Here is a 25,885-nt window from a genome sequence, read left to right as displayed (position 1 = left end):
CCGCCCTGCTGGTCGAGGAAGCCGCTGCCCATGGCGGATATCGCCCACCTGACCTTCCAGCGCGGCCTGGACTGGCCGGTGAGTTCGCGCTCGGTGACTCTCCCTTACATAGGCATTCCCTTCCCTGACGCGCCCGCCGCCGGGCGGCTGGTGGTGCAACTGCCACAGCGCTTCCTGCCCGGCGGCTTCACCTTCCTGCGCCAATCCATCAGCCACGCGCTGGTGCCGGCGATCCTCGCGCTGCTGCTGTGCGGGCTGATCTATCGGCGCCTGGTGCGCCCGCTGGGGCGCCTGCGCGAGCACGCCAACGCCCTGGAGGCGGACGATCTCGGCTCGGTCGCCGGCCCGGAACTGATCACCCGGCGCGACGAACTGGGCGAGCTGGGCCGCGCCCTGGACCACATGGCCGAGCGCTTGCGTGGCCACGTTGGCTTGCAACGCCAGCTGTTGCGCGACCTGTCCCATGAGCTGCGCACGCCGCTCAGCCGCCTGCGGGTGGCCGGCGAAAGCTCGATCAGCGAGACGGCCCTGCGCCAGCGTGTCGAGCGTGAGGTGGAAGTGATGCAGCGGCTGGTCGCCGACACCCTGGAGCTGGCCTGGCTGGACACCGAACGCCCGCGGCCGCCGCTGGAGGATATCGACCTGCGTTCGTTGTGGGACCTGCTGGTGGACGACGCACGCTTCGAGGCTGGCTGGAGCGCCGAGCGCTTCCTTTATCGGGTGCCGGCGGATTGCCGCGTACACGGCCATCTCAACGGCTTGGCCCAGGCTCTGGAAAACCTGCTGCGCAACGCCATTCGCCATTCTCCGGCCCAGGGGCGCATCCGCCTTAGCGGGCGGCGCGAGTCCGGCGGCTGGCACCTGTGGCTGGAGGATGACGGCCCCGGCGTGGCGGAAAGTGACCTGGAACGCATCTTCCTGCCGTTCACCCGGCTGTCCGATGCGCGCACCGGCGAGGGCTTCGGCCTGGGCCTGAGCATCGCCCGCAGCTCGCTGCGCCTGCAGGGCGGCGAACTCTGGGCGGACTGCGCCGAGGCCGGGCTGCGCGTGCACCTGCACCTGCCGGATGCCGCCGCAGCCTGACCTGCCTGGTGGTCGTAGCGGGCGGTCGCAAACACGGCTTGTTAGGAAGTTTCGTATGGCGCTGCGTTTTTTGCCGGTATCATAGGGAGCCCTGTTCCAGAACCGAGTGCCTCCATGACCGTGCAGTACCCGACTATCGCCGATTGCGTCGGCAATACCCCGCTGGTGCGCCTGCAGCGCCTGGCCGGGGAAACTTCCAACACCCTGCTGGTAAAGCTCGAAGGCAACAACCCGGCGGGTTCGGTGAAGGATCGTCCGGCGCTGTCGATGATCACCCGCGCCGAACTGCGCGGTGACATCAGGCCCGGCGACACGCTGATCGAGGCCACCTCCGGCAACACCGGCATCGCCCTGGCGATGGCCGCGGCGATCAAGGGTTACCGCATGATCCTGATCATGCCCGACAACTCCACCGCCGAACGCAAGGCCGCCATGACCGCCTACGGTGCCGAGCTGATCCTGGTGACCAGGGAGCAGGGCATGGAAGGCGCCCGCGACCTCGCCGACCAGATGGCGCGCGAAGGCCAGGGCAAGGTGCTCGACCAGTTCGCCAACGGCGACAACCCGGTTGCCCACTACCATTCCACCGGCCCGGAAATCTGGCAGCAGACCGGCGGTGAGATCACCCATTTCGTCAGTTCCATGGGCACCACCGGCACCATCATGGGCGTGTCGCGCTACCTCAAGGAGCAGAACCCCAACGTGCAGATCGTCGGCCTGCAGCCGATGGAAGGCTCGGCCATCCCCGGCATCCGCCGCTGGCCGCAGGAGTACCTGCCGAAGATCTTCGACGCCACCCGCGTCGACCGCGTCGTCGACATGCAGCAGACCGAGGCCGAGGACGTGATGCGGCGCCTGGCCCGTGAAGAAGGCATCTTCTGCGGCGTGTCCTCCGGCGGTGCGGTGGCGGCCATGCTGCGCCTGTCCCGCGAGCTGGAAAACGCGACCCTGGTGGCAATCATCTGCGACCGTGGCGACCGTTACCTGTCCTCGGGCGTGTTCGACTCCAACTGACATGGCCAAACAGAGATCCGGCCTGCGCTTCCAACCCAGTGGCGGAGCGCGCAGCCCTGCGGTACCGGTGGGCAAGAAGCAGCGCCTGAACATCGAGCGCCTGGCCCATGACGGCCGCGGCATTGCCCACCTCGACGGGCGCACCTGGTTCGTCGACAACGCGCTGCCCGGCGAGGCGGTGGAAGCCCGCGTGCTTTCGGCCCGTGCGCAGATCGTCGATGCGCGCAGCGAGCGCCTGTTCACCTCCGCTGCCAACCGCCGCAGCGAGCCCTGCCCGGTGGCCGGCACCTGCGGCGGCTGCAGCCTGCAGCACCTGTCCCACGCTGATCAGCTGGAACTCAAGCAGCGCACCCTGGCCGAGCAGCTGGAGCGTTTCTCCGGCGTGCGCCCGCAGGAGTGGGCCGCGCCGCTGGTCGGCCCCGAGTTCGGCTACCGCCGCCGCGCGCGCCTCGCCGTGCGCTGGGACGTGAAGGCCAAGCGCCTGGACGTCGGCTTCCGCGCGGCTGCCAGCCAGGCCATCGTCGCCTTCGATGACTGCCTGGTGCTGGTGCCCGAGCTGCAAGCCCTGGCCCGCGACCTGCCGGAAGTGCTCCGCGGTTTCAGCAAGCCCCAGGCGCTGGGCCATGTCGAGCTGTTCCACGGCACTGCCAGCGCAGTGCTGCTGCGGCATATCGAACCTTTGTCCGATGGCGACCGTGCGCGACTGCTGGAATTCTGTTCGGCACGGGATGTGCAGCTGTGGTTGCAGGGCGACGGCGAGCCGACGCTTTGCAGCAGCGCTGCAGAAAACAGCGGGAACCGCGAGCTGGGCTTCCGGCTCGAAGCCTGGGATCTGACCCTGGCCTACCGTCCCGGCGACTTCGTGCAGGTCAACGAGCCGGTGAACCAGGCGATGGTCGCCCAGGCGCTGGGCTGGCTGAAGCCGGGCAGCGACGAGCGTGTGCTGGACCTGTTCTGCGGCCTGGGCAACTTCGCCCTGCCGCTGGCGCGCCAGGTGCGCGAGGTGGTCGGTGTGGAAGGCGTGCAGAGCATGGTCGAGCGCGCCGCCGCCAATGCCCAGGCCAACGGCCTGACGAATACCCGGTTCCACCAGGCTGACCTGGCGAAACCACTTGCCGACGCCCCCTGGGCGGCGGAGGATTTCACCGCCGTGCTGCTCGACCCTCCGCGTGACGGAGCCTTCGAGCCGGCGCGGCAGATGCGTTCACTGGGCGCGGAGCGGGTGCTGTATGTGTCCTGCAATCCGGCGACCCTGGCGCGCGATGCTGGCGAGCTGGCCCGACAGGGCTATCGTCTGAAGCGCGCCGGAATCCTCGACATGTTCCCGCAGACGGCCCATGTCGAGGCCATGGCTTTGTTCGAGGCAGGCTAGGACGGCTTGCGCAATCCGACCGGCTCAAGCAAGAAAGGCCGGCGCAGTGAGCGGTGTGTTGTGGCGCACCGTGGGGAAGGGTAGACACGATGGTACAGGTGAGAGCGCATCAGCCGGTCAATACTGACGGCAGCATCAATCTCGAGGCCTGGCTGGACCATGTCCAGACCCTGGTCCCGGGCCTGGATCGCAAGGTCCTGCTGGAAGCCTGCGAGTTCGCTCGCGAGGTCGAGGATCGTGCGGTCAGCACGGCCGACAACTCCTGGGCCGACGGCACTTCCAGTTTCCAGACGGGACTGGAGATCGCCGAGATCCTGGCGGACCTGAAGCTCGACCAGGAGTCGCTGGTCGCCGCGGTGATCTACCGTGGCGTGCGCGAAGGCAAGGTCAAGCTGGAGGACGTCGCCCAGCGCTTCGGCCCGGTGGTCGCCAAGCTGATCGAAGGCGTGCTGCGCATGGCCGCGATCAGCACCAGCCTCAGCCCTCGACAGTCCCTGGTGCTCGGCACCCAGGCGCAGATCGAGAACCTGCGCAAGATGCTGGTGGCCATGGTCGACGACGTCCGCGTCGCGCTGATCAAGCTCGCCGAGCGCACCTGCGCGATCCGAGCGGTGAAGAACGGCGATGACGAGAAGCGCATGCGCGTCGCCCGCGAGGTGTTCGACATCTACGCCCCGCTGGCTCACCGCCTGGGCATCGGCCACATCAAGTGGGAGCTGGAGGACCTGTCCTTCCGCTACCTGGAACCCGACCAGTACAAGCAGATCGCCAAGCTGCTGCACGAGCGCCGGCTGGACCGCGAGCAGTACATCGCCACCGTCATGGGGCAGCTCAAGGAAGCCCTGGCCGCCACCGGCATCAAGGCCGACCTGTCCGGGCGCGCCAAGCACATCTATTCCATCTGGCGGAAGATGCAGCGCAAGGGCCTGGACTTCAGCCAGATCTACGACGTGCGCGCCGTGCGCGTGCTGGTGCCGGAAATGCGCGACTGCTACACCGCGCTGGGCATCGTGCACACCCTGTGGCGGCACATCCCCAAGGAATTCGACGACTATATCGCCAACCCCAAGGAAAACGGCTACCGCTCGCTGCATACCGCGGTGATCGGTCCCGAGGGCAAGGTGCTCGAGGTGCAGATCCGCACCCACTCCATGCACGAGGAAGCCGAGCTGGGCGTCTGTGCGCACTGGCGCTACAAGGGCACCGACGTCAAGGCCAGCTCCAACCACTACGAAGAGAAGATTTCCTGGCTGCGCCAGGTGCTGGAGTGGCACGAGGAACTGGGCGACATCGGCGGCCTGGCCGAGCAGCTGCGGGTGGATATCGAGCCCGACCGGGTCTACGTCTTCACCCCCGACGGCCACGCCATCGACCTGCCCAAGGGCTCCACGCCGCTGGACTTCGCTTACCGCGTGCACACCGAGGTCGGCCACAACTGCCGTGGCGCGAAGATCAACGGCCGTATCGTGCCGCTCAACTACAGCCTGCAGACCGGCGAGCAGGTGGAAATCATCACCGGCAAGCAGAGCGGGCCGAGCCGCGACTGGCTGAACCAGAACCTGGGCTACGTCACCACGTCGCGGGCGCGGGCGAAGATCGTCCACTGGTTCAAGCTGCAGGCGCGCGACCAGAACGTCGCCGCCGGCAAGGCCATGCTCGAACGCGAGCTGGGCCGCCTGGCGCTGCCTCCGGTGGACTTCGAGAAGCTCGCCGAGAAGGCCAACTACAAGACCGGCGAAGACCTGTTCGCCGCCCTGGGCGCTGGCGACCTGCGCCTGGCCCACGTGGTCAACTACGCGCAGCAGCTGGTGGAGCCCGAGCGCGGCACCGAGCAGCTCGAACTCATTCCGCGCAAGCCAAGCAAGATCGGCCACGGCAAGCGCGGCGACATCCAGATCCAGGGTGTCGGCAACCTGCTCACACAGATGGCCGGCTGCTGCCAGCCGCTGCCGGGCGACCCGATCGTCGGCTACATCACCCTCGGCCGCGGCGTCACCATCCACCGCCAGGACTGTGCCACCGCGCTGCAACTGGCCGGCCGCGAGCCGGAGCGGATCATCCAGGTCAGCTGGGGGCCGGTGCCGGTCAGCACCTACCCGGTGGATATCGTCATCCGTGCCTACGACCGTTCCGGCCTGCTGCGTGACGTCTCGCAGATGCTGCTCAACGAGCGCATCAACGTGCTGGCGGTGAACACCCGCTCGGACAAGGAAGACAACACCGCGGTCATGCGCCTGACCATCGAGATTCCTGGCCTCGATTCGCTGGGCCGCCTGCTGGCGCGCATCTCGCAGTTGCCCAACATCATCGAGGCGCGGCGTGATCGCGCAGGTGCCAAGGATGCATAAGCTCGACGACCTGCTCTATCTCATGGCCCGCCTGCGCGACCCGCAGAACGGCTGCCCGTGGGACATCAAGCAGAGCTACGCGACCATCGTCCCGTACACCCTCGAAGAGGCCTACGAAGTCGCCGATGCCATCGAGCGCGGTGACTTCGACCACCTGCGCGAGGAACTGGGCGACCTGCTCTTCCAGGTCGTCTACTACGCGCAGCTGGCGCGGGAAGAAGGGCGCTTCGAATTCGACGCGGTGGTCGATGGCATTACCAGCAAGCTGATCCGCCGCCATCCCCACGTGTTCCCCGATGGCGACCTGTACGGCGAGCCGGACCCGGCGAAGCTTGCGGAATCGGCGGTCAAGCAGCGCTGGGAAGAGCTGAAAGCCGAGGAGCGCGCCGCCAAGGCCGCCGAGCCGGTGCAGCTGTCCCTGCTGGACGACGTGCCCAACGCGCTGCCAGCGCTAAGCCGCGCCGCCAAGCTGCAGAAGCGGGCTTCCCAGGTCGGCTTCGACTGGGCCGACGCGCTGCCGGTGGTGGACAAGGTGCGTGAGGAGCTGGACGAGGTGCTCGAAGCCATGGCCGGTGGCGACACCGAGGCCCAGGCCGAGGAGGTTGGCGACCTGCTGTTCGTGGTGGTCAACCTGGCGCGCAAGCTCAAGGTCGACCCGGAAACCGCCCTGCGCGCTGCCAACGCCAAGTTCGAGCGACGCTTCCGCTACATCGAGACGGCCCTGCGCGACCAGGGGCGCACGCTGGAAGACAGCAACCTGGAAGAGATGGACGAGCTGTGGGGCGCCGCCAAGCGCGACGAGAAGAATCCGCTCAGCTGTGGATAAGTGCTGCCACCCTTGAGTTGGCGCCTAATAAAAAGCCCCGCAATCGCGGGGCTTTTTATTAGCTCTTCGTAGGATCGAGGGGGACGCCTAGTCCTTGCTCGCGAACACAGTCTCCGGCAGCGCCGGCATCAAGTGGTTCGCGAGCAAGCTCGCTCCTACAAAAAAGCGGTCAGCCGAACAACCAGCGCAGGACCAGCACCAGCAGCAACACGGCGAGGATCGGCCGGCCGATACGGTAGGCCTTGGGGTAGGCGCGCTTGAACACCTTCACCTTGCTGCCCACGGCGTCGCCCAGGCGGATCAGCACCGAGTAGGCCTGGTTGATCCCGCCGACGCGCTCGCCCTCGACGTTCTGCGGCGCGGTGGCGCGGCCGAGGAAGGCGCTGACGCGGCGGTTGAGGCGGGTCAGCAGCGAGGACTTGAGCGGGCGCTCGATGTCGCAGAAGAGGATCAGCCGCGATTCGTCGGTCTCGTTCTTCACCCAGTGGACGAAGGTCTCGTCGAACATCACGTCCTGGCCGTCGCGCCAGGCGTAGGGCTGGCCGTCGACGAAGATGCGGCAGTCGTCGGAGTTCGGCGTCGCCAGGCCCAGGTGATAGCGCAGCGAACCGGCATAGGGGTCGCGGTGCTTGTTCAGGTGGCTGCGCGGCGGCAGGCGGGTGAACATCGCGCCCTTGACGTTGGGGATGCTGCTCACCAGCTCCACGGTCTTCGGGCAGAGCTGCTGCGCCGAGGGCAGGGGGCCGTCGTACCAGGTCAGGTAGAAGCGGGTCCAGCCCTTCTTGAAGAAGGAGCCGAAGCCGGCCTCGTTGTTGTTCAGGGCGTCGCGGATGTAACCCTCGTCGAACAGCTGCTCGGCTTCCTCGCGGATCATCTGCCAGTTGTCGCGCAGCTTGTCGAGCTCGGGGAAGCGCTCGCGGTCCAGGTAGGGCTTGGACGGCACGCTGGAGTTCAGGTACATCAGCGAGTTGTACGGGGCGAACCAGGCGGAGTGGTTCACCACCTGGCGCAGAAACGGCAGGCGTACCTTGCCGCGCAGGTGTACGTAGAGAATGGCGAGGAGGAAAATCGCCAGGATCGCAAGAACGATGAGTTTCAGCATGGAGGTGGCAGGTCCGCTCCAGAGGTGTGAAATCGAGTCAGGCACTTGCACTGCGCTGGCTCAGGCCCGAGGATTATACCCCCTGTGGACAGTCCCGCCGAAGCTATGCGTTCGTCTGGGATTTGTCCTGCATCAACATGGGCTGTTGGAGAGCCTTAATCAATGAGCATGTCATTGCGTGATCAGCTGCTGAAAGCCGGGCTGGTCAACGAAAAGCAGGCCAAACAGGCCGGCAAGCAGAAGCAGAAACAGCAGCGCCTGGAGCACAAGAACCAGGTGGAGAAGGACGACAGCCAGCGTCAGGCGGCCCTGCAGGCCCAGGCCGAGAAGCAGGCCCGTGATGCCGAGCTGAACCGCCAGCAGCAGGAGAAGGCCGACAAGAAGGCCAAGGCTGCGCAGATCAAGCAACTGATCGAAGGCACCCGCCTGCCCAAGCTGGAGTCGGACGACTACTACAACTTCGTCGACAACAAGAAGGTCAAGCGCATCGCGGTCAACGACATGGTCCGCGACAAGCTCAGCCGCGGCAGCCTGGCCATTGTCAGCTACGACGGCCGCTACGAGATCGTCCCGCGTGATGCCGCGCTGCGCATCCAGGAGCGCGACGAGCGCCGCATCATCCTGCTCAGCGAGCCCAGCGGTGAGCCGGACGACGACGATCCCTACAAGGATTACGTGGTGCCCGACGACCTCATGTGGTGAGGTCGCCCCGGTCGGCCCCGCCGGCCGGGTTCAGTTCCACCCTGCCGAACAGTGCCTGCGCCGCCAGTGGCGTGATGGCATGCAGACGATCCAGCCGCAGCTCGCGGCTGGCGTCGTCCACCCGCACTTCCAGGTATTCCTCCAGCGCCCCGTCCGCGTTTCTGCGCGTGTGCGTGGTGAAGGCCTGGGCGTCGAACGCCAGGCCGTCACGCAGCTCGATACGCAGCCAGTAGCGGTACAGGCAGGCGATCTCCAGGAAGTCGTGGAGATCGCAGTCCATTGGCTGATACTCGGCCATGGCCTCAGCAGCCCTCCAGTTCGATGATCGCGTAACCCTGGCCGTGCAGCGCTGCCTCCACTGCCGGCGAGGAGAACTCGCTGTGGCAGAACTGGCAGCGGCTCGCCTGCACGTCCGCCGCCTGGATGCCGCGCGAGGCCAGCCAGTGCGTAGCGAAATGCTCGGCACGGCTGGCATCGTTCGGCTGGACCAGGACGTCGAAGTGCAGGTAGCGGCCATCGCGGGTGCGCACGTGGGTGTCGTAGACGTGGACCTGCATGGCGTGCCCTCCCTTCTCTTTAGCTAGAGGGCTGCAGATCGGACAGTGCGGCGCCGAAGTTCAGGTGCAGCACCTGCCCATCGACCACCAGCGCCGGTACCGATTTCACGCCCGCCGCTTCGGCTTCGGCGACGCGCGGACCTTGCTCGCCCAGGTGCACCACCTCTACTTCGCGGTTCAGCAGCGGCAGCAGGGCACGCTCGGCTTCGACGCAGACGGGGCAACCGGCATGGTAGTAAACGGCTTTGCTCATGGTCTTTCTCCTGATTGATTATGTATCGATTCGATACCATTTCAGTCTGCCGGTGAAAAACGCCTTCTGTCAAACTGGTTTTTGATCGATACTATCTATCGGAGGGATCAGCCCATGACCGATACGAGCCTGTACGACCATCTCGAACGCATCGCCAGCCTGATGCGCGCCTGGGCGCGCGAGCAGCCGCTGATGGCCGACCTGCAGCCGATCCAGCTGAGCGCGCTGAACTACCTCGCGCGCTGCAATCGCTATTCGGATACGCCGCTGGGGGTGACGGACTACCTTGGCCTGACCAAGGGCACGGTGTCGCAGTCGCTCAAGGCGCTGGAGGCCAAGGGCCTGATCGAGAAACGCCCGGACGCCCAGGATCGCCGCAGCGTGCACCTGGAACTGACGCAGGAGGGCAGGGAGCTGATCGATGCGCTGGTGCCGCCAGCCTTCCTGCGCCGCGCCGAAGAAGCGCTGGGGGAGCGCAGCGAGCTGTTGGTGTCGCTGCTGCGCGAACTGCTGACCACGGTGCAGCGCCAGGAGAACGTGCCGGGCTTCGGCCTGTGCCGCACCTGTCGCTTCCACCAGAAGCTGGATGACGGAGCGCTGTGCGGGCTGACTGGCGAGCGCCTGGAAACCCGCGAAGGCGAGCTGATCTGCCGCGAGCATTCCGCCCCCGACCAGGCCGCCTGAGAGCTTTTCGTAGGAGCGAGCTTGCTCGCGAACAGGGTTTCCCGACGTCTATAGCGTCAAGCGGTTCGCGAGCAAGCTCGCTCCTACAGGAAGGCCGCAGTCTGTAGGGCGAATAACGCGTCAGCGTTATCCGACGTCAGTCTGGCGGCGGATAACCTGTTCCAGGTAATGCGCCCTACTGATTGGGCGTGGCGGAGCCCAGCCTACTGAATCGCAGGCAAGAAAAAGCCGGGCATCAGCCCGGCTTTTTCATGGCGCGCAAACTATCAGAAGCGATAGGTCATCTGCGCGGTCAGGCCGTGGGCGCTGTTGTCGTACTTGGCGCTGTAGGCCGGCTGCAGGTTGAGGCCAGCCAGGCTTTCGCCGTCAGGCTGGTTCACGCTGGCAGTGGATTCCCACAGGTAGGCGTACGCCACGTCGAAGGTCATGTCGGCGTTGGGCGAGTAGCCGGCGCCCAGGGTGAAGATCTTGCGATCGCCCACCGGGATACGCACGGTACGGTGCTCGTTGCTGGTCGGCGACGGGTCGTAGGCGAAACCGGTACGGAGTACCAGCTGATCGTTGACCTGGTAGGAAGTACCGATGGCCGCGGACCAGGTGTCGTGCCAGCTGAGGTCTTCGCCGATGGTGTCGAAGGCGGCCAGCGGAGCGCCGGTGTTCTGCACTTCGATGGACTTCAGACGGCTCCAGCGCGTCCAGGTGGTGCCACCGTAGACGGTCCAGCGGTCATCCAGCTTCTGGGTGATGGACAGGTCCAGCGACTCGGGCAGGGTGATGTCCAGGCTGGCATCCATGCGCGAATCGAACAGGCCGGCGGGCGAACCGGAAACGGTAGTGTGGCCTTCCAGCTCGTACTTGACCTTGGAGTGGTAGGTCGCGCCGATGGAGGTGCTCTCGGTCGGGGTGATCAGCAGGCCGACGTTGAAGCCGGTGGCGGTGTCGTCACCCTTGATGCTGACCTTGGTGTCCTGCTGGGCGCCGAACAGGCCCTGGGTTGCCAGGTAGTTCTCCAGCTTGCCGTCGATGCGGTTGATGGTCGGGCCGAAGCCGACTGCCACCACGTCGTTGAACTTGTAGCTGATGGTCGGCTGGACGGTGATCACCTGGACCTTGCTGTAGGAACCGTGGGAACGGCCCTGGAAGCCACTTTCGTAGTCGTTGATGATGCCGTAGGGCACGTAGACGCCCAGGCCGACGCTGACCTTGTCGTCCAGCGGGGTGGAGAAGTAGCCGAACGGGACGGCAGCCAGCGGGACGGAATCGCCCTTGTTGCTGCCCGAAGCGCTGCTGTGCGCGTCGCTGATATCGTCCTTGGCCGAGACCACGGCCATACCGCCGCTGACTTCAGTACGCTTGAGCTTGGAGATGCCGGCAGGGTTGCCGTAGATGGTGCTGGCGTCCAATGCCGAGGAAGCGCGGCCTGCGTAGGCGGTACCGGCGCCGCTGGCGCTCTGCTCGTTGATGGCGATGCCGTTGGCAAGCACCTGGGCGGAGGCAGCGCTAATGGTCAGTGCGAGGGTGGTCTTAAGCCATGTTGTTTTCATTGTAAGAGCAACTCCTGTGTTTAACGGCGCGCAAGCTATCAAGATTCCGGAGACTTGGGTAGAGGCGGAAAAACGCTCTACCTAGGGCCTTGAAGCTCAAACGAACGTTCCATCGGGATGAGTACCGTTCGTCGCTGTATGTAAATTTTTTCTGACCGATCGGTCATCCACAGGCCTATGACTTTTCCTAGGCGACTTGCCGGAGGGTGCCGACATAGCTGTGCCAGGCATCGACGAAGTCATGCAGGCGACCATGAGGGTGGAAAACCCGCCGCCAGACACGCGCCAGCTCCATGGGGTCCTCCGCCAGCGGCGCAGGCAGGCCCTCGGCTTCGACCATCATCCAGGCGATGGCCGTGCTGTAGCGCAGGTTGACCGTGAGTTCCAGGTGCGGGGCGTCGAGAAAGGCGTGTTGGCTGGCCAGCCCTCGAACGCGGCTGGCCAGCTCCGGATCCAGCGCCAGGAATCCATCCCAGAGCGTCTGGTGCCGATGTTCACCGATGCGATACAGCCCATGGCCATGGCTGTCATCCAGGGCGCTCCCCAGCGCCGACTGACAGGCTGCTGCCCCCAGCAGCAGCGATTCGGCCGCGACACTGTGCCGCCCCAGATAGTGCAGGGTGGGGCGGATCACGTACTGGCACAGGTCGTTCGCGGCGATTCCCATGACATCCTCGTCATCAATGACCGGCGGGGCTGGGCGACTTGGCAGCTTCTGTGATTATCCTCGGCCCCGCCGGAAGCGGACTTAGCCGCTCGACTTGAAGTGTAGTGCGATGAAGATGATGTAAAGGTCTGTTTTTAAATTGTTTCGTCGGCGCAAGGTGCGTGCATATTCCTTCCGGCGATTAGATGCTCGGGGCTAACTCCGGCATCGCCGAGAGCTTTTCCTCGGCCTCTTCGTGGCCCTGGTCGGCGGCCTTCTGGTACCAGGCGCGGGCCTGGGCCGGGTTCTTCGCCACGCCACGGCCCTTGGCATAGCTCTCGGCCACTTCGAACTGCGCATCGACGTCGCCCTGTTCGGCGGACTTCAGGTAGAGGGCGAAGGCGGTCTTGTAGCTGCGGGTCACGCCGGTGCCGTTCTCGTACATGATCGCGAGGTTGTACTGGGCATCCTTGTCGCCCTGGTCGACGGCCTTCTGGTACCAGAACACGGCTTTCTCCGCGTCCTTCTCCACGCCGTCGCCGTTGTCGTAGGCGTTGCCCAGGTTGTACTGCGCGCAGGCGTGGCCCTGTTCGGCGGCCTTGCGGTACCAGTAGGCGGCCTTCTCGTAGTCCTGTTCGTACTCGTCGCTGCCGGCGTCGTACTCCAGGCCCAGGCTGTACTGGGCGGAGGCGTGGCCGGCCTTGGCGGCCTGGATCAGGTCATCGCCGTAGAGGTCCGACCACTGGTCGCTGATATCGCAGGGAGTGGCTTCCAGGGAAGCGGCGTGGCTCGGCGAGGCAACGCCCAGGCAGAGCAGGGCGCTGGCGAGCAGGGCGCTGGCGAGCAGGGTGCTGGCAAGCAGGGACGGACGCAGACGCAGGGACATGAATTCACTCCTTTGAAAAAACGGGCATGAGTCTGACGCATGCCCGTGTCGCTATCCATGGCGGCGGAAGAACTTTGTGTGATGTGTCTTCCGGATTTGCTGTGGGCGGCGGATCAGTCGCCCTTGGCCACCGGACGTTGGGCGTCGGTGATCCATTCGCTCCAGGAACCGGCGTACAGGCGGCCCAGCGGATAGCCGGCCAGGCTCATGGCGAACAGGTTGTGGCAGGCGGTAACGCCGGAGCCGCAGTAAGCCACCAGATCCTGTGCGGGGCGGCCACGCAGCAGGCCGGCGAAGCGCTGGTGCAGGTGTTCGGGGCGCAGGAAGCGGCCGTCGTTGCCAAGGTTGTCGGTGAAGGCTGCGCACTGTGCGCCGGGGATGTGCCCGGCAACCGGGTCGATGGGTTCGACTTCACCGCGGAAGCGCGGCAGGCCGCGGGCATCGATCAGCGGCAGGTTGAGATCGTTCAGCTGGGCAGCCAGTTCCCCGGCACTGATCAGCAGGCTGTTGTCCGGCTGGCCACTGAAGTCGCCGCGGCGTTCCGGCGATTCGGCTGTGGTCAGGCGCAGGCCGGCATTGCGCCAGGCGGTGAGCCCGCCATCGAGCAGGTAGACGCCCTCGCTCTTGCCCAGCCACAGCAGCAGCCACCAGGCGCGGGCGGCGTAGGCGCCGGGGCCGTCGTCGTAGAGCACCACTTCGCTGTCGGCATCCAGGCCCCAGGCGCGCAAGCGCTCCTGCAATTCGCGTGGGTCCGGCAGAGGGTGGCGACCGGTGACGCCAGCTACCACGGGGGCGGACAGGTCCTGGTTCAGGTCAGCGTAGTGGGCGCCGGGAATGTGATTCTCCTGGTAGCTGCGTGCACCGTAGGCCGCGTCCTCGAGGGAGAAGCGGCAGTCGAGCAGGACCAGTTTCGGGTCATCGAGGCGGGCGGCCAGTTGCTCGGCGGTGAGCAGGCGGGCGTGGGTCATGGGCGCATTCCTGTGTCGTGACGGGGCCGAAACGCATCATAAGGCTTGTACGATGAAAAGTTGGTGGGGAGTTGGCGAACATGCACAACCAGCAATCGGCACCGCGCAAGGCGGGCCCGCTGCGCGTCGCCCTGGTGGGGCTGGCGACCGTTCTGATCACCCTGGGCTACAGCGTCCGGGTCCTGGCGCTGGGCGCCATCGGCCGGCTGCGCCGCGCCAAGGTCGACGGTTTCACCCGTGACTGGTCGGGCAGCCTGCTGCGCCTGACCGGCGCGCGCATGAGCCGCCATGGCGAGGTGCCGGACTTCGGCGACGGGCGCCGCTACATGATCCTCTGCACCCATTCCAGCTTCTACGACATCCCGGCGATCTTCGTGACCATGCCCGGCTCGATCCGCATGCTGGCGAAGAAGGAACTGTTCGCCGTGCCGGTGTGGGGCGCGGCGATGCGCGCGGCGGAGTTCCCCTCCATCGACCGGCACAACCGCCACCAGGCCATGGCGGACCTGGCGAAAGCGCGCGACATGATGGAAAGCGGCATCGTGCTCTGGGCCGCGCCCGAGGGCACGCGCTCGAAGGATGGCAAGCTGCAGCCGTTCAAGAAGGGCTGCTTCCGCCTGGCCCAGCAGACCGACGCGATCATCGTCCCGGTGGCGATCCGCGGCATCCAGCAGTTGCTGCCAGCGGGTGGGCTGAAGCTGAATATCGGCATGCCGGTGGAAGTGCATGTCGGCGCGCCCATCGACTCCACCCAATACACCGAGCGCGGCGTCGATGCGCTGATGAGCGAGGTGCGGGTGCGCATGCTGGAGCTGCTGGAGTCCAGCCCTCAGCCTGTTCCGGCGCCTGCCCCACAGGAGCAGACGCCGGCCTGAGGCGTCAGTGGAGTTGGAGCCCTCAGCGGATAGGGAGCCGCCCGATACGGTCGTTCTCCAGGCTGCCCAGGTACAGCACGCCGTTCACCGGCTTGGCCGAGGTCACCATGCGCAGGTGCTGGCCGCTGGTGTCGTGCAGGCTGCGCACGATCTCGCCTTTCTCGTTCACCTGGATCACCAGGCCATAGGGCACCGGCTTGGGTAGCACGGCGCGCGGCAGCTTGGTGAGCTGGCGCTTGAGCCAGGGCATCTGCTGGATCACGTCGGCATCGGCCTTGCGCGGCGAAGGCAGGGCGACCCAGAAGGTGCCCTCGCGGTCACTGGCGAGGTTGTCCGGCAGGCCCGGCAGGTTGTCGATGAATACCTCGTGCTGCCCGGCCTTCTCGCCCTTGAGCCAGTAGCGGGTGATGCGGTAGCGGTAGGTTTCGTTGACCAGCACGAAGTCCTCGTGCTGCGACAGCGCCACGCCATTGGCGAAGTACAGGTCCTTGAGCAGCGTCTCGGTCTTGCCGGTGGCCGGGTCGTAGCGCAGCAGGCGGCCGTGGGGGCGCGCTTCGAGCAGGTCGAGGATGTAGTCGGGCTGGTGGAAGCGGCTGGAAGCGTCGCTGAAGTAGATGCGCCCGTCGCTGGCGATGTCGAGGTCGTCGGTGAAGCCGAACGGCAGGCCATCGGCCGAATCGCTGAGCAGGCGGATCTTGCCCTGCGGGTCGACCTGCAGCAGGCCCTTCCAGGCATCGGCGACGATCAGGTTGCCGGCCTTGTCGAACGCCAGGCCCAGCGGGCGGCCGCCGGTCTCGACGAAGGTTTCGGCCTTGCCGTCGGCGCCGATGCGCACGATGCGCCCGTCATCCAACCCGGCGAAGACCCGGCCCTGGCTGTCCACGGCGGTGTCCTCGGGACCGACGATCTGGCCCTGGGCGAGCAGTTCGGCCTTCATCAGCGTGTCGTTGGGTTCCATCACGCCGGTCATCGGCGGCGCCTTGGGCGGCGTCCAGGTCAGCGGGTCGATGGGGCTGGGCGTGAGCGCCAGGTACACGGCGAGCGCGGCCACCAGCAGGACGACCAGAGCGAAAAGCTTTTTCATGCAAAGCTGCCTTCTTGTTGTTGTGGGCGGGGCAAAGCGTAGAAGTTGCCAGCAAATCGTCACACGCCGATAGCCGAGCGGAATGCTCGCACATCCTGCATCTCTATATACTGCGCGCACCGAAACGAAGGAGATGTTCGTGACCGTCCTCGACATACAGTGGATTCGCGACGATGCCACCCTGGAGCGCAAGTGCCAGGACTGGAAAGAACTGCCGTACCTCGCGCTCGATACCGAGTTCATGCGTGTCGATACCTTCTACCCGGCCGCCGGCCTGGTGCAGGTGGGCGATGGCAGTGGCGTGTGGCTGATCGACCCGCTGCTGATCCGCGACTGGTCGCCGTTCGCCGCCGTGCTCGAATCGCCGGTGGTGGTCAAGGTGTTCCATGCCTGCGGCGAGGACCTGGAAGTGTTCCAGCGCCTGACCGGCAGCCTGCCGCAGCCACTGTTCGACACCCAGCTGGCCGCCGCCTACCTGGGCATGCCGCATTCCATGGGCTATTCCAAGCTGGTGCTGGAAATCCTCGGCCTCGACCTGCCCAAGGACGAGACCCGCTCCGACTGGCTGCAGCGCCCGCTGACCGACATGCAGGTGCGCTACGCCGCCGAGGACGTGCTGCACCTGGCCGAGGTCTACGTGAAGCTGGCGCCGCGCCTGAGCGACGAGAAGCTGCAGTGGCTGCTGGCCGACGGCACCGACCTGACCAACAACCAGAGCCGCGTCAGCGACCCGCAGCAGGCCTACCTCGATATCAAGCTGGCGTGGAAGCTCAATCCCCAGCAACTGGCCGTGTTGCGCGAGCTGTGTGTCTGGCGCGAGGAGCAGGCGCGGCTGCGCAACAAGCCGCGCAACCACATCCTGCGCGAGCACACCCTGTGGCCGCTGGCGCGCTTCCAGCCGACTGACAAGGTCGCCCTGGCGCGCATCGACGACATGCACCCGCGCACCGTGCGCCAGGATGGCGACACCCTGATCGCGCTGATCGCCCACGCGGCGAAGCTGCCGGAGGCCGATCGCCCGCAGACGCTGCCCGAGCCGCTGCCGCGTGAGATCACCCCGGTGCTGAAGATGCTCCGCGAAGTCGGCCAGAAGGAAGCCGAGCGCCTGCAGATGGCGCCCGAACTGATGCTGCGCAAGAAGATCCTCGAAGCCCTGCTCAAGACCGGCTGGCCCAACGGCCCCTACCAACTGCCCGATTCGCTGCAAGGCTGGCGCCGCGAGCTGATGGGCCAGGCCCTGCTCGACAGCCTCGCGGCTCCTACCACCGAATAACGCGGAAACACTTCGACATGAAACGCATCTGCTCCATCTACAAGAGCCCGCGCAAGAACGAGATGTACCTGTACGTCGACAAGCGCGAAGCCCTGAGCCGCGTGCCCGAAGCACTGCTGGCGGCGTTCGGCGCGCCCAAGCACACCTTCGACCTGGTGCTCAGCCCCGAGCGCCAGCTGGCCCGCGAGGACATCAACGTGGTGCTGGAAAACATCGAGAAGCAGGGCTTCCACCTGCAGATGCCGCCGGCCGAAGACGAGTACATCGAACACCTGCCCGAGGAGCTGCTGCGGCGCAACGATCCGGTCTGACCTTGGATTTGCGCCGCGACCCCTTCAGGCCGCGGATTTGCCCGGTGCTGGCACTGTGCAAGTTCGCGGCTTGAGCGCATTATGCGCGGAGCGAAGGGTTCAACGGAGCGGAACGCTTGGTCTCTGGCTGTGTCTATAGCCGCCTGACTTCCCTCGAACTGATGACGATATCCCCAGGGAAGCCCACCTGAAGCGAGCCAAGATGCGCCAGCCGGAAATGCTCCACCGTTCGAAGCGAAAGGCCTGACCATGCGCCTGCTCGTACTCGATCGCGAACACGCTCTTTACGCCGCCCTGCTGATGGCGGCCGAACCCCGTTTGACGGTGATCTCCGGCAACGACCCGGCCAAGCTGGTGGAGGCCGCGGCGGAATGCCCGGTCTGGCTCGGCGAGCCGACCCTGGCCGCGCAGCTTCTGCGTCAGGGCGTGCACCCGGTGTGGATCCAGTCCAGCTGGGCCGGTATCACCCCGCTGCTGGGTGACGACCTGCCCAAGGACTACGCCCTGACCCGCGCCGTCGGTATCTTCGGTCAGGTCATGACCGAATACCTGCTCACCTACATGCTCGCCCATGAACGCCAGTTCCTCGGCCGCCTGGCCAGCCAGGTGGGCGTGCAATGGGACGACCGCGTGCCGGGCAGCCTGAGTGGCCGGCAGATTCTCATCGTCGGTACCGGCGAGATCGGCCAGGCGGTGGCGCACATGCTGGCGCCGTTCGGTGTCGAGCTGGTCGGCGTGGCGAAGAATCCGCGGGCACTGGTGCCCTTCGGCCGCATGGGCGGCATGGAAGACCTGCCGCGCCTGACCGAAACCGCCGACTACGTGATCAACCTGCTGCCCGACACCCCGGAAACTCGCGATGTCTATAACCTCGCGCTGTTCCAGCGGATGAAGCCCACCGCGCTGTTCCTCAATGCCGGGCGTGGCACGTCGGTGGTGGACGCGGACCTGGTCGCGGCGCTGGAGGCCAACCAGTTCGCTGGCGCGGTGATCGACGTCTGCCGCGAGGAGCCGCTGCCGGTCTCCCACCCGTTCTGGCACACGCCGCGCCTGCTGCTGACTGGCCATACCGCCGCACCGACGCTGCCGACCCTGCTGATCGACCTGTTCCGCGACAACCTCACGCGCTTCTGGGCGGGGCAGGCCATGCGTGGCGAGGTGGATTTCTCCCGCGGGTACTGACCGCTAGCGGTAACGAAAAAGGCCCCATTGGGGCCTTTTTTTTGTGGCTTTTCGTAGGAGCGAGCTTGCTCGCGAACCGCATAACTCGGTGCCATGCGATTCGCGAGCACGCTCGCTCCTACAGGTCAGGCATCAGAGCGAGAAATCACCCTCGGCCACGATCTCCGCCAGCGGGCGGCGGGCGTTGGGCACTTCGCGGGCCTGCAGGCTCTCGGCGAGGATCGACTTGTCGCCGAGCTTGCCGATGGCGATCACCGCATGGATCTCATGATCCGCCGGGACCTTCAGCTCAGTGCGCGCCAGTTCGCGATCGAAGCCAGCCATGCCGTGGGTATGCCAGCCGGCCAGGCTCGCCTGCAGGGCGAGGAAGCCCCAGGCGGAGCCGGTGTCGAAGCTGTGCCACAGGGCCGGCTTTTCCTCGCTGGAGCCGGGCGGGGCGAAGGTGGTCTTCGACAGCACCACCACCAGCGCCGAGGCGTGCTGCGCCCAGCCGCGGTTGAACTCGCCGAGCAGGTTCAGGTAGCGCTGCCAGTTCGGCGTGTCGCGCAGGGCGAAGAGGAAGCGCCAGGGCTGCGAGTTGAAGGAGGACGGCGCCCAGCGCGCGGCCTCGATGAAGCTCAGCAGGGTCTCCTGGGGAATGGCTTCGCCGTTGAAGGCGCGGGGCGACCAGCGATTGATGAACTGCGGGTCGATGGGGTGCTCGGAAACGCGCGGATTGGCGCTCATGGTGGCTCCTTGAAGGGTTTGGACTCTGCCGATGGTGCCGTGGTCGGCCGGGCATCGCGGTGGGGTTGGGCGGCTGGTGGGTCTCGCGGCACTGGTAGAAGGCAAGCGGACCGGGCCCGTGGGTCGGTCAAACTAACCAGCGCGACACGCTCTGGCAAGCGCCGCGCGGTCAATGGTCGCCTGCACTTGGCCTTGCTGCTCGCGAGGCTTAGACTTTGCGCCCCGTGAAATTGCCCCTGTATAAAAAATGGCCGCCAAAGTCGAACCCTTCTGGAAACGCAAGACCCTCGACCAGCTCGATCAGCAAGAGTGGGAGTCGCTGTGCGACGGCTGCGGCCTGTGCTGCCTGCAGAAGCTGGAAGACGAGGACGACGGCGCCGTCTACTACACGCGCATCGCCTGCAAGCTGCTGGACATGAAGACCTGCCGCTGCACCGACTACGCCAACCGCCGCGCCAGCGTGCCCGACTGCATCCAGCTCACCCCGGCCCAGGCCGACGAGTTCCAGTGGCTGCCGCCGACCTGTGGCTACCGCCTGGTGGCCGAGGGCAAGGACCTGCCGCTGTGGCATCACCTGGTCTGCGGTGATCCGGACGCGGTGCACCACGAGCGCATCTCGCAGTCCGGGCGCATGCTCAGCGAGAACTCGGTGGCCGAGGACGACTGGGAAGAGCACCTGATCTTCCGCGCCGGCTGAGCCAGCCGCCGCGGGTTCCGCAAGCGGCGCCCGGCGTGGCATGCTGCGCGTCTGCCGTCCCGGAGCCGCGCCATGCCCAGCCTTGAAAGCCTCAGCCTGTTCTTCATCGCCACCCTCGCACTCAACCTCACGCCCGGCCCGGACATGCTCTACGTGGCCTCGCGTTCGGCTGCCCAGGGTCCGGCGGCGGGCCTGATGTCGACCTTGGGGATCGGCGCCGGCTGCGTGGTGCACATGCTGGCAGCGGCCTTCGGCCTGTCGGCGTTGCTGATGATGTCCAGCGTGGCTTTCGGCGTGCTCAAGTGGCTGGGCGCGCTCTACCTGGTCTGGCTCGGCGTGCAGCTGATCCGCGGCGCCTGGCGCGAACAGAAACGCACCGAGCTGGAGCCCGCACGGCTGAGCCGGGTGTTCCTGCAGGGCATGCTGGTCAACGTGTTCAACCCCAAGGTGGCGCTGTTCTTCCTCGCCTTCCTGCCGCAGTTCGTGCCGGCCGGCGGCCCGAACTTCGTGCTGCAGATTCTCTGCCTCGGCCTGCTGTTCAACCTCGGCGGTTGCCTGGTGAATGCCGCGGTGTCGCTGGTCGCCGGGCGCGTCGGCAATCGCGTGGGCAGCAACCCGAGCTGGCGGCGCTGGCAGCAGAGCGCCTCGGGCGGGTTGATCGTCGCCATGGGTGTCGGCCTGGCCTTCAGCAGCCGTCGCTGAAAGCTATTCAGCCCGGCGTGCGCAGCCAGTAGCAGGCTTCTTCGCCGGCCAGCGGCGCTTCGTCGTCCGGTAGCTCCACACGCTTCTCCCACAACGGGAACCAGCGGTCGTCCTTCACGTCGTCGATGGTTGCCGGGCGCACCTGGGCGCGGAAGCGCCGTTCACAGGCACCCCACTGCACATAGTTGACCTGCGCCTCGATCAGGCTCACGGCGTTGGCGCCGCCGCGCGCGTCGGGGAAGCACAGCTGCAGGTGATCGTCTTCCCAGAAGCAGATCTCGCAGATTTCGTACGACCCCGGAGGGTCGCCGAAACTGAAATGGCCGCAGCAGGGGCAGGTGTAGAGCATCAGGAATTGCCTTCGATGCCCAGTACCTTGAACAGGAAGGCGTATTCCAGCGCGACGTCCTTCAGGCCCTGGTAGCGGCCGCTCATGCCGCCGTGGCCGGCACCCAGGTCGGTCTTGAGCAGCAGCAGGCGCTCGTCGGTCTTGCTGACGCGCAGCTTGGCCACCCACTTGGCGGCTTCCCAGTACTGCACGCGGCTGTCGTTATAGCCGGCCACTACCAGCAGGGCGGGGTAGTCCTGGGCGCTTACATTCTCGTAGGGCGCGTAGGCGCGGATGCGCTCGTAGACCTCCGGCTCCTGCGGGTTGCCCCACTCGTCGTACTCGGTGACGGTGAGCGGCAGGTCGGGGTTGAGCATGCTGTTGAGCACATCGACGAAGGGCACTTCGGCGATGGCCGCGGCGAACAGCTGCGGGCGCTGGTTGAGCACCGCGCCGATCAGCAGGCCGCCGGCGCTGCCGCCGCTGATGGCGAGCTGGGCCGGGGTGCTGTAGCCGTGGCCGAGCAGGTGTTCGGCGCAGGCGATGAAGTCGCTGAAGGTGTTCTGCTTGTGCGCCAGCTTGCCGGCGCGGTACCAGGCTTCGCCCAGCTCGCCGCCACCACGCACATGGGCGATGGCGAAGACGAAGCCGCGCTCCAGCAGGCTCAGACGCGCGTGGGAGAACCACGGGTCGAGGCTCTCGCCGTAGGCGCCGTAGCCGTAGAGGTAGAGCGGCGCCGGTTTGCCACGGGCGATGTCTTCCAGCACTTCGCGGCGGCCGACCAGGCTGATCGGCACCTGCACGCCATCGGGTGCATCCGCCCAGAGACGGCGGCTTTCGTAGGCGTCGGCGTCGAAGGGGCCTTCCACCGGGGTCTGCTTGAGTACCTGCTGCTCGCCGCTGGCGAGGTCCAGCTGGCGGATCTGTGCCGGGCGGTTGAGCGCCTCGTAGCGCAGGCGGATCACCGGGCTGTCGAACTCCAGGCTGTCCTGCACGTAGAGGTTGTAGGCGGCGTCCGGCAGGTCGACGCGGTGCGCCGGCTGGCCGTGCGGGTGGACCTCGACAATCGGCAAACCGCCCTCGCGCAGGCTCAGGGTCAGGGCGCTGGCGCTCAGGGTCAGGCCTTCGAGCATCACGTCGTCGCGGTGCGCCACCAGCTCGACCCAGTGGGCGCGGGTCGGCTGCGCTTCGCTGGCGTGGTACAGGGCGTAGTTGATACCGGTCTGGTTGCTGCGGATCAGCCAGGCCCAGTCGCCGTTCAAGCGGCCGTGGTCGGGGTAGTACTCGTGGCCTTCTTCGCGCGCGGCCAGGCAGACGAACTCGCCGTCCGGCGTGGCGGCGTCGAGCACCCAGGCTTCGCTGGTGGTCTTGCTGCCCAGCAGCAGCACCAGCTGGCGCTCGGAGCTGGCGCGGTAGCAGTGCAGGAAGAAGCGGCCGTCCGGCTCCTCGAAGACCAGTTGGGCGCCGCTGTCGCCCAGGCGATGGCGATAGAGCTTGTGCGGACGGTGGGTGTCGTCCAGCTCGCCGAAGAACAGGGTGCGGTTGTCGTTGGCCCAGGTCAGGCTGCCGTCGCAATCCTCGAAGGGCAGGGTGGCGATGCTGCCGTCGGCCAGGTCCTTCACGTAGAGGGTGTAGATCTCGTCGCCGCTGGTATCCAGGCTGTAGGCCAGCTTCGAATGATCCGGGCTGATGCTGAAGGCACCGACCGACAGGAAGTCATCGCCAGCCAGGGCATTCGGGTCCAGCAGCAGCTGCTCGGCGTTCTCGTCGACCGTCAGCGACCCGTCGGCCGGGCGCGGTGCGCGGTAGTGGCGCGGGTACTCGTCGCCGGCGGTGGTGCGCTGGTAATAGAGCCAGGGGCCCCACGGCGTGGGCAGCGACAGGTCGGTCTCGCGGATACGGCCCTTGATCTCCTGGAACAGGGTTTCCCGCAGCTTTGTCTGAGGAAGAAGTTGATCTTCCAGGTAGGCATTTTCTGCTTTCAGGTAGTCGAGGACGTCCTCGGCATCGCGGTTTTCCAACCACGCATAGGGATCGGCTGCGGCCTCGCGACGGGCGATGGGGGGCTGGCGGTCGGTCATGGCGAATCCTCGTGTGGCGGCATGGATGACGCCCGGCTGCGCACCCATGGGGAAAAGCGGCTATCATACGCACCCCTCCGTCGACACCGCACGTACGCACGCGCATGAACGAACACGATTACATGCTCGCCTGGGGCGCCTATATCGGCGCCGGCCTGGGCCTGACCCTGGTCTGGTTCCTGATGACCGGCTGGATGTGGCGCTGGCTGCGCGAACCCCTGCGGGTGATAGTCGTCGTCCTGCTGTTCACCCCCACCCCGGTGGACCCGGCGAACAACCTGTATGCCCCGGCCATCGCCATCACTGCGCTGGACGTGGTGTTCAAGGTCGGCAACAACGCCTGGCGCGCAGTCTCCGACCTGGCCCTGGTGCTGCTGGCCTCCTTCGGCCTGTACCTGCTGTTCGTGCTGATCCGCTGGCCGCTGGAGCGTTCGCTGAAGAAACGCCGCCAGGACAAGGAAGCGGCAGACGAGCCGACCCTGCGCCAGCTGATGCAGCCTGAGCTGGTCGAGGGCGTCAATTCCCACCCGAGCGAGCGGCACGACAGCCGCGCACGGATCGAGCCGCGCCTGTAGCACGCGCCTTGCGTCCTGCCTCGTACGCGTCCAGCATGAACTGAACGGCCTTTCGAGGAGTTCCCATGGACTGCGTGTTCTGCGCCATCGCGGCCGGTCGCGTGCCGGCCCGTACCCTCTACGAAGACGACCATTTCATCGTGCTGCTGGACATCTATCCGCTGCGCCCCGCGCACCTGCTGCTGGTGGCCCGCGAGCACGCGGCTTTCCTGCACCAGCTCTCGGAGGCGGCGCAGCAGGACCTGATCCCGCTGGCCGAGCGCATGCAGCGCGTGCTGCGCCGAGCCGGCTATGGGCGGGTCGGCATCAACCTGCTGGTCAACGATGGTCCCGCGGCCAACCAGCATGTCGCCCATTTTCACCTGCACCTTATCCCGCGTGAGCTGAACGACCTGCCGGCCCTGGTGCTGCGCGGGCTCACGCGGTTCCTGCCGCTGGGGCGGAAAAGGCTGCAGAATCGCCTGGATCGCGAGCTGCATCAGCTGCGCGAGGCACTGATGGAGGAGAACTGATTCATGTGCGAGTTGCTCGGCATGAGCGCCAACGTCCCGACGGACATCGTCTTCAGCTTCACCGGGCTGATGCAGCGCGGCGGCGGCACCGGCCCGCACCGCGACGGCTGGGGCATCGCCTTCTATGAAGGGCGCGGCGTGCGGCTGTTCCAGGACCCGACAGCGAGCGTCGACTCGGAAGTCGCGCGGCTGGTGCAGCGCTACCCGATCAAGAGCGAGGCGGTAATCGGCCATATCCGCCAGGCCAACGTCGGCAAGGTCTGCCTGTCCAACACCCATCCCTTCGTGCGCGAAATGGGCGGTCGCTACTGGACCTTCGCCCACAACGGCCAGCTCGCCGACTTCAACCCTGAGCCCGGCCTGTACCGTGCAGTGGGCGACACCGACAGCGAAGCGGCCTTCTGCGACCTGCTCAACCGCGTGCGCCGGGCCTTCCCCGAACCGGTGCCAGTGGAAGTCCTCCTACCCACCCTGGTCACCGCCTGCACCTCCTACCGCGAGAAGGGCGTATTCAATTGCCTGCTCAGCGATGGCGATTGGCTGTTCACCTTCTGCAGCACCAAGCTGGCCTGGATCACCCGCCGCGCTCCGTTCGGCCCGGCGCGCCTGCGCGATGCCGACATGACCGTGGACTTCCAGTCCGAGACCACGCCCAACGACGTGGTCACGGTGATCGCCACCGAACCGCTGACCGACAACGAGAACTGGACCCGCATGCAGGGCGGCGAGTGGATGCTCTGGTGGCGTGGCGAGATCGTCACCCAGGGTCGCATCTGAGCGGGACGTGAAGCACTCCCGGCACGCCGACGCGGCAACCGGGAGAATCCACCGGCGCCTTGCACATCATAAGAACGAGAGGGGAAAACAATGCTGCGCAGCTACGTACGCATGGTGCTGTTCGCACTGGGCCTGTTGGTCGCCGTGCAGATACCGGGCTTCATCAAGGATTACGCGCAACGCGTCGATGCCCACCGCATCGAGGCAACCCAGGCGCTGCAAGGGTTCAAGGACACCTCCGGGCAGTTCTTCCAGGGCGACCTGAGTGCCCTGGTGGCGCACTATCGGGGCAGCCCGGACCCGGTGTTCCAGCGCGACGCCGACAACATCGAACGGCTGATGCGCCGTGCCCAGCTGTTCGAGAACGAATGGCAGGCCCTGCAAGGCACCTGGTACCAGCGCGCGCTGCACATGGTGACGGCGCCGAACCACGAACTGCTGCAGGAAACCTACGCCAACTATCGCTACCAGGTGGTGCTGGAACCCGAAGCCATCGGCTGGGCGCTGGCCGGTGGGCTGGTACTGGCGTGGATTGCTGAGGTACTGATGGCCTCCGTGGCGGCGCTGGTCGGCCTGGGCGACAACCGCCGCGCGACGCGGCGGCACTGGAACTGAAGGCGCTCCTGCGAAAAGCACACCCAGCAGGCCTTTGTAGGACGGATAACGCGGCAGCGTTATCCGCCGCGAGGTATCCGGCGGATAACCCGTTCCGGGTTATCCGCCCTACGTACTGAAGCGCCACACTGCACCGCTCTTGTAGGAGCGGAGCTTCTCCGC

Annotated in this window: 29 protein-coding genes; 17 read left to right on the top strand and 12 right to left on the bottom strand. The window is 66.3% G+C overall.

Annotated features, from left to right (window positions below):
• The 5 genes from QO207_RS13320 to mazG all read left to right on the top strand — a co-directional run.
• A partial coding sequence (locus tag QO207_RS13320; protein WP_301532860.1) for a sensor histidine kinase occupies window positions 1-1,083 on the top strand: 1,083 nt, incomplete at its 5' end.
• 114 nt (window positions 1,084-1,197) lie between these two features.
• Complete coding sequence (gene cysM, locus QO207_RS13315; RefSeq protein WP_301532859.1) at window positions 1,198-2,097, top strand: cysteine synthase CysM; 900 nt, start codon at window positions 1,198-1,200, stop codon at window positions 2,095-2,097.
• Window position 2,098: 1 nt separating this feature from the next.
• Complete coding sequence (gene rlmD / locus QO207_RS13310; RefSeq protein ID WP_301532858.1) at window positions 2,099-3,469, top strand: 23S rRNA (uracil(1939)-C(5))-methyltransferase RlmD; 1,371 nt, start codon at window positions 2,099-2,101, stop codon at window positions 3,467-3,469.
• Between the two features lie 89 nt (window positions 3,470-3,558).
• On the top strand, window positions 3,559-5,817 hold the full coding sequence (gene relA, locus QO207_RS13305) for a GTP diphosphokinase (protein WP_301532857.1): 2,259 nt from the start codon (window positions 3,559-3,561) through the stop codon (window positions 5,815-5,817).
• On the top strand, window positions 5,810-6,643 hold the full coding sequence (mazG, locus tag QO207_RS13300; protein ID WP_301532856.1) for a nucleoside triphosphate pyrophosphohydrolase: 834 nt from the start codon (window positions 5,810-5,812) through the stop codon (window positions 6,641-6,643). Before relA ends, mazG begins: the two co-directional genes overlap by 8 nt.
• A gap of 169 nt (window positions 6,644-6,812) precedes the next feature.
• Here the strand turns inward: mazG and QO207_RS13295 are convergent, their stop codons facing one another.
• Window positions 6,813-7,745 carry an aspartyl/asparaginyl beta-hydroxylase domain-containing protein gene (locus QO207_RS13295; protein ID WP_301532855.1) on the bottom strand — a complete coding sequence of 311 codons (933 nt, stop codon included), beginning with the start codon at window positions 7,743-7,745 and terminating at the stop codon, window positions 6,813-6,815.
• A 162-nt stretch (window positions 7,746-7,907) separates the two neighbouring features.
• On the opposite strand from QO207_RS13295, the gene QO207_RS13290 reads away from it, so the two are divergent.
• Complete coding sequence (locus QO207_RS13290; RefSeq protein WP_301532854.1) at window positions 7,908-8,447, top strand: DUF2058 domain-containing protein; 540 nt, start codon at window positions 7,908-7,910, stop codon at window positions 8,445-8,447.
• On the opposite strand, the gene QO207_RS13285 is transcribed toward QO207_RS13290, so the two are convergent.
• Genes QO207_RS13285 through QO207_RS13275 form a run of 3 tightly spaced genes read right to left on the bottom strand, consistent with a single transcriptional unit; the run spans window position 8,437 to window position 9,257 of the window.
• Window positions 8,437-8,745 (bottom strand): Rho-binding antiterminator, encoded by a 309-nt coding sequence (locus tag QO207_RS13285; RefSeq protein WP_301532853.1) that lies wholly within the window; start codon window positions 8,743-8,745, stop codon window positions 8,437-8,439. The two genes, QO207_RS13290 and QO207_RS13285, sit on opposite strands and share 11 nt — an antisense overlap.
• A gap of 4 nt (window positions 8,746-8,749) precedes the next feature.
• On the bottom strand, window positions 8,750-9,004 hold the full coding sequence (locus QO207_RS13280; RefSeq protein WP_301532852.1) for a DUF2024 family protein: 255 nt from the start codon (window positions 9,002-9,004) through the stop codon (window positions 8,750-8,752).
• A 19-nt stretch (window positions 9,005-9,023) separates the two neighbouring features.
• Window positions 9,024-9,257 (bottom strand): thioredoxin family protein, encoded by a 234-nt coding sequence (locus QO207_RS13275; protein WP_301532851.1) that lies wholly within the window; start codon window positions 9,255-9,257, stop codon window positions 9,024-9,026.
• A 114-nt stretch (window positions 9,258-9,371) separates the two neighbouring features.
• Here QO207_RS13275 and QO207_RS13270 point away from each other — a divergent pair, with 114 nt between their 5' ends.
• On the top strand, window positions 9,372-9,941 hold the full coding sequence (locus QO207_RS13270; RefSeq protein WP_301532850.1) for a MarR family winged helix-turn-helix transcriptional regulator: 570 nt from the start codon (window positions 9,372-9,374) through the stop codon (window positions 9,939-9,941).
• A 266-nt stretch (window positions 9,942-10,207) separates the two neighbouring features.
• Here QO207_RS13270 and QO207_RS13265 read toward each other — a convergent pair whose 3' ends face one another.
• The 4 genes from QO207_RS13265 to QO207_RS13250 all read right to left on the bottom strand — a co-directional run bounded on the left by QO207_RS13265 (window position 10,208) and on the right by QO207_RS13250 (window position 13,985).
• Window positions 10,208-11,485, bottom strand: a complete 1,278-nt coding sequence (locus QO207_RS13265) for an outer membrane protein transport protein (protein WP_301532849.1) — start codon at window positions 11,483-11,485, stop codon at window positions 10,208-10,210.
• Window positions 11,486-11,672: 187 nt separating this feature from the next.
• Window positions 11,673-12,152, bottom strand: a complete 480-nt coding sequence (locus QO207_RS13260) for a hypothetical protein (RefSeq protein ID WP_301532848.1) — start codon at window positions 12,150-12,152, stop codon at window positions 11,673-11,675.
• Window positions 12,153-12,333: 181 nt separating this feature from the next.
• Window positions 12,334-13,017: a tetratricopeptide repeat protein gene (locus QO207_RS13255; RefSeq protein ID WP_301532847.1), complete on the bottom strand. Its 684-nt coding sequence runs from the start codon at window positions 13,015-13,017 to the stop codon at window positions 12,334-12,336.
• A 113-nt stretch (window positions 13,018-13,130) separates the two neighbouring features.
• A complete protein-coding gene (locus QO207_RS13250) occupies window positions 13,131-13,985 on the bottom strand; it encodes a sulfurtransferase (protein WP_301532846.1) in 855 nt (284 codons plus the stop codon).
• A gap of 80 nt (window positions 13,986-14,065) precedes the next feature.
• Here QO207_RS13250 and QO207_RS13245 point away from each other — a divergent pair, with 80 nt between their 5' ends.
• Entirely contained in the window at window positions 14,066-14,860 is a 795-nt protein-coding gene (locus QO207_RS13245; RefSeq protein WP_301532845.1) for a 1-acyl-sn-glycerol-3-phosphate acyltransferase, read from the top strand.
• Between the two features lie 22 nt (window positions 14,861-14,882).
• Here QO207_RS13245 and QO207_RS13240 read toward each other — a convergent pair whose 3' ends face one another.
• Window positions 14,883-15,944, bottom strand: coding sequence for an SMP-30/gluconolactonase/LRE family protein (locus QO207_RS13240; RefSeq protein WP_301532844.1), 1,062 nt, complete (start codon window positions 15,942-15,944; stop codon window positions 14,883-14,885).
• A gap of 133 nt (window positions 15,945-16,077) precedes the next feature.
• Between QO207_RS13240 and rnd the strand changes: the two genes are divergently transcribed.
• The 3 genes from rnd (at window position 16,078) to QO207_RS13225 (ending at window position 18,710) form a co-directional block, all read left to right on the top strand.
• Complete coding sequence (rnd, locus tag QO207_RS13235) at window positions 16,078-17,217, top strand: ribonuclease D (protein ID WP_301532843.1); 1,140 nt, start codon at window positions 16,078-16,080, stop codon at window positions 17,215-17,217.
• Between the two features lie 17 nt (window positions 17,218-17,234).
• Window positions 17,235-17,528: a YcgL domain-containing protein gene (locus QO207_RS13230; protein ID WP_024766453.1), complete on the top strand. Its 294-nt coding sequence runs from the start codon at window positions 17,235-17,237 to the stop codon at window positions 17,526-17,528.
• A 249-nt stretch (window positions 17,529-17,777) separates the two neighbouring features.
• Complete coding sequence (locus tag QO207_RS13225; RefSeq protein WP_301532842.1) at window positions 17,778-18,710, top strand: D-2-hydroxyacid dehydrogenase; 933 nt, start codon at window positions 17,778-17,780, stop codon at window positions 18,708-18,710.
• Between the two features lie 132 nt (window positions 18,711-18,842).
• Here the strand turns inward: QO207_RS13225 and QO207_RS13220 are convergent, their stop codons facing one another.
• Window positions 18,843-19,436, bottom strand: coding sequence for a nitroreductase family protein (locus tag QO207_RS13220; protein WP_301532841.1), 594 nt, complete (start codon window positions 19,434-19,436; stop codon window positions 18,843-18,845).
• A 247-nt stretch (window positions 19,437-19,683) separates the two neighbouring features.
• Here QO207_RS13220 and QO207_RS13215 point away from each other — a divergent pair, with 247 nt between their 5' ends.
• Both QO207_RS13215 and QO207_RS13210 read left to right on the top strand, forming a co-directional pair.
• Entirely contained in the window at window positions 19,684-20,133 is a 450-nt protein-coding gene (locus tag QO207_RS13215) for a YcgN family cysteine cluster protein (RefSeq protein ID WP_296285585.1), read from the top strand.
• 72 nt (window positions 20,134-20,205) lie between these two features.
• Complete coding sequence (locus QO207_RS13210; RefSeq protein ID WP_301532840.1) at window positions 20,206-20,835, top strand: LysE family translocator; 630 nt, start codon at window positions 20,206-20,208, stop codon at window positions 20,833-20,835.
• A 7-nt stretch (window positions 20,836-20,842) separates the two neighbouring features.
• On the opposite strand, the gene QO207_RS13205 is transcribed toward QO207_RS13210, so the two are convergent.
• Together QO207_RS13205 and QO207_RS13200 are read right to left on the bottom strand one after the other, a co-directional pair.
• Window positions 20,843-21,184 (bottom strand): CPCC family cysteine-rich protein, encoded by a 342-nt coding sequence (locus tag QO207_RS13205; RefSeq protein ID WP_301532839.1) that lies wholly within the window; start codon window positions 21,182-21,184, stop codon window positions 20,843-20,845.
• Complete coding sequence (locus QO207_RS13200) at window positions 21,184-23,244, bottom strand: S9 family peptidase (RefSeq protein ID WP_301532838.1); 2,061 nt, start codon at window positions 23,242-23,244, stop codon at window positions 21,184-21,186. The genes QO207_RS13205 and QO207_RS13200 overlap by 1 nt, the downstream gene beginning before the upstream one ends.
• A 104-nt stretch (window positions 23,245-23,348) precedes the next feature.
• On the opposite strand from QO207_RS13200, the gene QO207_RS13195 reads away from it, so the two are divergent.
• The 4 genes from QO207_RS13195 (at window position 23,349) to QO207_RS13180 (ending at window position 25,723) form a co-directional block, all read left to right on the top strand.
• The gene (locus QO207_RS13195) at window positions 23,349-23,819 is read left to right on the top strand and encodes an MFS transporter (protein WP_301532837.1); all 471 of its coding nucleotides are present in this window, start codon (window positions 23,349-23,351) and stop codon (window positions 23,817-23,819) included.
• 65 nt (window positions 23,820-23,884) lie between these two features.
• Window positions 23,885-24,331, top strand: coding sequence for an HIT family protein (locus QO207_RS13190; protein ID WP_301532836.1), 447 nt, complete (start codon window positions 23,885-23,887; stop codon window positions 24,329-24,331).
• Window positions 24,332-24,334: 3 nt separating this feature from the next.
• Window positions 24,335-25,108 (top strand): class II glutamine amidotransferase, encoded by a 774-nt coding sequence (locus QO207_RS13185; protein WP_301532835.1) that lies wholly within the window; start codon window positions 24,335-24,337, stop codon window positions 25,106-25,108.
• Window positions 25,109-25,198: 90 nt separating this feature from the next.
• The gene (locus tag QO207_RS13180; RefSeq protein ID WP_301532834.1) at window positions 25,199-25,723 is read left to right on the top strand and encodes a DUF2937 family protein; all 525 of its coding nucleotides are present in this window, start codon (window positions 25,199-25,201) and stop codon (window positions 25,721-25,723) included.
• The last annotated feature ends 162 nt before the right edge of the window (window positions 25,724-25,885 follow it).

Origin of the sequence: Pseudomonas sp. CAN1, from assembly GCF_030462585.1 — a bacterium.
GTDB lineage: Bacteria > Pseudomonadota > Gammaproteobacteria > Pseudomonadales > Pseudomonadaceae > Pseudomonas.
Note: the sequence above shows the minus strand (reverse complement) of the source record. Positions and strands in the feature narration are given on the sequence as shown.